General features: G+C 47.6%; 6 protein-coding genes. 1 reads left to right on the plus strand and 5 read right to left on the minus strand.

Going from position 1 to position 5192, the window contains the following annotated elements; genetic code table 11:
• The 5 genes from ABYV26_RS20295 to ABYV26_RS20315 form a co-directional block, all read right to left on the minus strand.
• A partial coding sequence (locus ABYV26_RS20295; protein WP_372683184.1) for a hypothetical protein occupies nucleotides 1–481 on the minus strand: 481 nt, incomplete at its 3' end.
• Between the two features lie 52 nt (nucleotides 482–533).
• Nucleotides 534–1976 (minus strand): PP2C family protein-serine/threonine phosphatase, encoded by a 1443-nt coding sequence (locus ABYV26_RS20300; protein ID WP_372683185.1) that lies wholly within the window; start codon nucleotides 1974–1976, stop codon nucleotides 534–536.
• A complete protein-coding gene (locus tag ABYV26_RS20305) occupies nucleotides 1924–2418 on the minus strand; it encodes a hypothetical protein (protein WP_372683186.1) in 495 nt (164 codons plus the stop codon). Before ABYV26_RS20305 ends, ABYV26_RS20300 begins: the two co-directional genes overlap by 53 nt.
• Nucleotides 2375–2749 (minus strand): hypothetical protein, encoded by a 375-nt coding sequence (locus ABYV26_RS20310; protein ID WP_372683187.1) that lies wholly within the window; start codon nucleotides 2747–2749, stop codon nucleotides 2375–2377. The genes ABYV26_RS20305 and ABYV26_RS20310 overlap by 44 nt, the downstream gene beginning before the upstream one ends.
• Nucleotides 2750–2769: 20 nt before the next feature.
• Entirely contained in the window at nucleotides 2770–3252 is a 483-nt protein-coding gene (locus ABYV26_RS20315) for a hypothetical protein (RefSeq protein ID WP_372683188.1), read from the minus strand.
• Nucleotides 3253–3729: 477 nt separating this feature from the next.
• On the opposite strand from ABYV26_RS20315, the gene ABYV26_RS20320 reads away from it, so the two are divergent.
• Nucleotides 3730–5124 (plus strand): sigma-54 interaction domain-containing protein, encoded by a 1395-nt coding sequence (locus ABYV26_RS20320; RefSeq protein WP_372683189.1) that lies wholly within the window; start codon nucleotides 3730–3732, stop codon nucleotides 5122–5124.
• The last annotated feature ends 68 nt before the right edge of the window (nucleotides 5125–5192 follow it).

Here is a 5192-nt window from a genome sequence, read left to right on the forward strand (position 1 = left end):
GAATGGCTGTCATCTCGTATGCTATGACGATCGTCCATCCGGTAATTGTGGCCCAGACAAATCTTAGCTTAAAAAAGGTATAACCGAACATGAAAACCAGGATTAGACCTGCATAGTAGGAATTGCTCACAGGGTGCGGCGCAATCAGGATCATGCCGGTGATCCCGATACCGGCCAATAACACCACGGAAGCATTGGCGGGCTGCATGTAAATTTTAAAATTTTTTGTGAACGAAAAAAGCAGGACCAGAGCAGTGTATGGAATAAAGACCACAAATCGAATGAACCATAAACTGAGTTTCTCCTCCGGTGCCAACCATGCATCGAGAATACCGAATATCCCATAAAAGAAAATCGCCAATAGTAATGCAACTCGTGTATGAATCAGGGATTTGTTCGAATAATCTTTAATAAAATCCGTTTCCAGTTGGTCGGGAAAGGATAGCGAATACCAGTTGACGTCGACGTCGTTTATGTTCATTGAAAACAATGTCATCTGTATATCTTGCGATTCTTTTTCTGTGACAGTGGTATCAGGTGCCTTTTCGGATTATCATCAGCGTCATGTCATCCATTTGATCTTTTTGAAACGTGCTCACTTCACACAATATCTTTTCGAGAATTTTGCGAACGGTGAGATCGGCAAATTGGTGAAGTGCATTTTCAAGGCGCTCCTGGCCGAACAACTCCCCGTGTTCGTTCGTGGCATCGGTTATTCCGTCGGTAAACAGGAGAACCAGATCACCCTTGTCTAAAGGAATGAAGGTGTCTTTGATGTGTTTTTCGATATCATCGGTTATGCCCAGCCATGTTCCACCCGTCTCTATATGCTCTATTTTGTTAGATAAAGATCGATAGATGATAATATCCTGATGTTTCCCTGCCACCGTCATCACTTTTTCATCAAAACGGATCGCCATTATCGTCATGTAATGGTCGGACCCCAGCCGAGTCAGGTTTTCACGTATCACTTTGTTAGCCTTTTTGAGTATCTCGGAAGGACTGGCCCCGGAACCGTTGTTAACCGTCGCCTGGATACTCGTCTGGGCCATCATCATAATCAGTCCTGAATCGACGCCATGTCCGGACACGTCACCGATAGTGACCCACTTTTCGCCATTCGATGTTTCGATCACATCATAGTAATCGCCCCCCACCTCTTTGGCCGGGGTCATGGCAGCAGCAATTTCATAGCCTTCGATCTCTTCCTTTTCCGGCAACAATGCAGTTTGAATCCGTTTGGCCAGCTCGATTTCACTCCACAGCGCGTCCCGGGCTTTCTTGAGTTCGATGAGCAGTAAGAACTCTTGGCGAACGAGTCGGTGCTTCACGTAGTTGATGCTTATTGTAATGACTGCGGTGGCAAAAAGAAAAAATAGGTTATTGAACAAGATGCGGTGATCATAATCGGGGCCAGACCAAATATTGAGGACAATGTAAATCGAAATGACCATCGTGCAGTTGATGGTTGAATGGAATGCGTTCCAAGGCAGAAGAAGGTTGACCGCAATCATGACTAAATTGAGACCGGCATAATAGCTGGAATTGAAACCGCCGATGTCGACGATCATCAGTGCAATGATTCCGGCGACATTGATGGAAACGAAATTGCCGTGGAGATAGGAAAGTTTTCCGGGTCTGGTTTGCCGAATCACGAAAAACTGAGCCAGAAGCAAAAGGGTGGAGATCAACCGGTAAGTGCCGATGCGAAACAGTGTCTCTTTGGGAAGTGTATAATAGTCGAGTATGAAAAACAACGGGACCAAAGCAAAACCCAAAGCAGTAAGCGTTAAAAGCCGCTCATGGGTGATCCCCTGCAAATGTTTATCGAAATTTTCTGATAATACATTGGCTCTTTTAAATTTTCTACGTTTCGATCGCCGGCGATCATCTGCGGCATTTCGCTGCTCTTCGCTCATCGTTCTATTCTCTCTTCTTTGCACAAACCGCACCCTCATAATGACCTTTGTATACACCCAGAGCATATGTCATGTCGGCGATGTAATTCTTAAGCGTTGGTAGGATTTTGTTGTGGGAGATGACGCATGGAAGGTTCATGAAACCAGATTGAAGTTTCACGATTTTGTTCATGTCAAACAGATTTTCAAGATCGTAAGTGAACTCGGTGAATATCAAGTGCCCAGTGTTCCCGTCAATATTGGGTTCGATGAGCATCCGGCAACGGCCTAAATGAACTGCATCTTTCTTGTTGACCTTCAAGGAAGGATTCTGAACTTCGATTCCGTGGATGATTGTGTTGCCATCGCTGCACGCAATGAGAAAAGAATATTTTGAAGATGATTTCGCAACGATGGGAATTTGTTCATCGTAATTGTACAAAACGCCTTTACTATTTGCGTGGATCCCCTGCAAATTATTCAATGCCTTTAATCTCGATGCGTTTGTCGCGGGTTTCAAATATCTCCAGAGCGGAAAAGCTGAGATCCTGCCATTTCAGGGCTTTGTTGTACAAAACAGTCAATCGGTTGTTTCCCCGCTTCGCTCTATCCAGTATTTTAATGATTGGTGTTATGGTGGAGGAATTCATAAAGTCCAACTGACAAAAATTAAGAATGATGAGTCGATTCTCTTCGCCTGTGTTTTTCAGTGCATCCAATAAGATCGGGGTAATCATTTTGCCGGGGTCGCGTTCCACACTCTTCCCGGATAATCCGATGTGGATTGAATCAATGCCATCTGTCAGGTGAATTTTGAGCAAATTCTGTTCAAATACTTGCGTTTCAGCCATATCGATCTCCACGTTGAACGTTAAAAATTCAAGACTGCGGTAACGTTCAACCTGCCGTCTTCAATATTGCAAAAATCAAGAATAGCGCCGCCCTCATAAGCAATCCTCACCAGCCCCAATCCGCTTTTCTTGTCATCAATCGGCAATCTTGCGACTTTTTTTAATTTTTCAATATAGGCTTCGAATGGATCTTGATAGCCTCTAATCCATTGGATCATCTCATCAAGTTCTTGCAGATGTATATGATTGGTTTCGTCGACAGGGGTGACCACCTCTATGGTAATCATGCGATCGTCGATGGTGATGTGCGACTCTATTTGATCGCCCGGTCCGAACTTGCCGTATTTGATGCCTTTTTCGATCAGTTCATTGAAAACCATCGTCGCCGCGTGATTTTGAAACTCTGAAAGGTGCTGATCAATCAGAAACCGACCAAGCTGGTTCCTTACTTTTTCTAGCTCGTCCCACACGGGGTCGATGATAATGGTTTTAGAATTTTTCATGGATTTAACTTGGACTCCGAAAAAAGAATGAATTTTTAATCGTTTATACCTCGTAGTGCATCCTAAGGCGTTTCATTTGACGATGTCAAGCAAAAGCTAACTAATCGTTTTCTATGCACAAGAACCTGAGTGCGCCAATGGCTGAACCGATGAACTAAACCAGATATATAATATGAAAGTGTCTGGACGAGAAGTGATCGACGGATGGACCGGCAAGGAGCTTTTGACAATAAAAGAAAAGATAGCGCCGGTAGAATGAGAAAATTCCGGAAGGATATCTTTCAGTAAAAATAAGAAAGTCGTGATCATGGACCCACTTCGTTTGAATTGAACCCGTGAATGGAAACCCTAAAGTAAAAAGCCGAATTCCGGATTCGTGGTCTGGAACTTAACCGTCAAATAGCGTATATACGTAAAAGAAAACCGATACCCGTTGCCATAAAAACTCGTTGACCATGTATACCCGCGACCGCAGCCATGAAAAAGCCGAAAACAATCACCCTCATTCCGGACAACGTCACCGAAATTATTTTGGAAAGCATTTCCGATGGCGTGTTTACCGTCGACCACCAGTGGCGCATCATGTCTTTCAACCGTGCCGCCGAAAAAATAACCGGCATCGACCGGAACGAAGCCATCGGCCGTCATTGCTGGGAGGTCTTCCGCTCCAATATGTGCGAGGACGACTGCGCCTTGAAGCGGACGATGAAGGAGGGCACGTCCCTGACCAATACGTCAACCTATATCGTCAACAGCGCCCGAAAGCGCATTCCCATCACGGTCTCCACGGCACCGCTGAAAAGCAAGAACGGCGAGGTGTTGGGTGGCGTGGAAACCTTCAGGGATCACAGCCTGGTGGAAGCGCTGCGCAAACGACTGGACCGCCGTTTTCAAATCGGTGACATTGTCAGCCGCAGCGACGCCATGCACGACATTCTGGCCATATTGCCCATGGTGGCGGAAAGCGGCAGCACCGTGCTGCTGGAAGGAGAGACCGGTACGGACAAGGAGCTGCTGGCCCGGGCCATTCACGATGCCAGCCCGCGCAAGTCGAAGCCCTTTGTGGCCATCAACTGCAGCGCACTGCCCGACACCCTGCTCGAATCCGAACTGTTCGGATACAAATCCGGTGCCTTTACCCACGCCGTGAAAGATAAGCCCGGCTACTTTGCAGCCACAGCCGGCGGTTCCATCCTTTTGGATGAAATCGGGGACACCAGCGCCGCATTCCAGGTGAAGCTGCTGCGGGTGCTGGAAGAGCAGGCGTTTGTACCCCTTGGTGCCGTTGAGAAGGTCAGATCGGATGTGCGGGTAATCGCCGCGACCAACCGAAACCTTGACGATCGGGTTGCCGCTGGCGAATTTCGCCAGGATCTGTTTTACCGCATCAACGTGGTTCGACTGCACCTTCCCCCCCTTCGGGAACGCAAGGAGGACATTCCCCTGCTGATCGGGCACTTCATCGAAAAAATGAACATGCTGCGCAGCAAAGCAATTACCGGCGTAGATGACGAAGTGCTTCAAATTCTCATGGGCCACGATTATCCCGGAAATATTCGTGAACTGGAAAACATCATCGAGCACGCCTTCGTCCTTTGCAGTACCGGCACCATTCAGGCACGCCATCTGCCGTCCGGTTTCTCCCCCCACCACCCGCCTTCCAATACCTGCGACCCCTTGGCCCACACGCTCGACGCCACCGAAGCCATTGCCATCGTGAACGCGCTTAAACGGCATCAATACAACCGGTTGGCTGCCGCCAGGGAATTGGGCATGCATAAGAGTACGCTGTTCCGCAAAATCAAACGCCTGGGCATCGAGCTTCCCGACATCGACGGCCGCTCAAAAAAGTCCAAGCCGCATCGGGACTGACGCAGGATCGCAGCGGAAGTACTACCTATCACTGCATAAGTGCGACTGTTGGGTTGCAATACCTTCCC

Source organism: Desulfosarcina sp., assembly GCF_041551955.1.
Taxonomy (GTDB): Bacteria; Desulfobacterota; Desulfobacteria; order Desulfobacterales; family Desulfosarcinaceae; genus Desulfosarcina.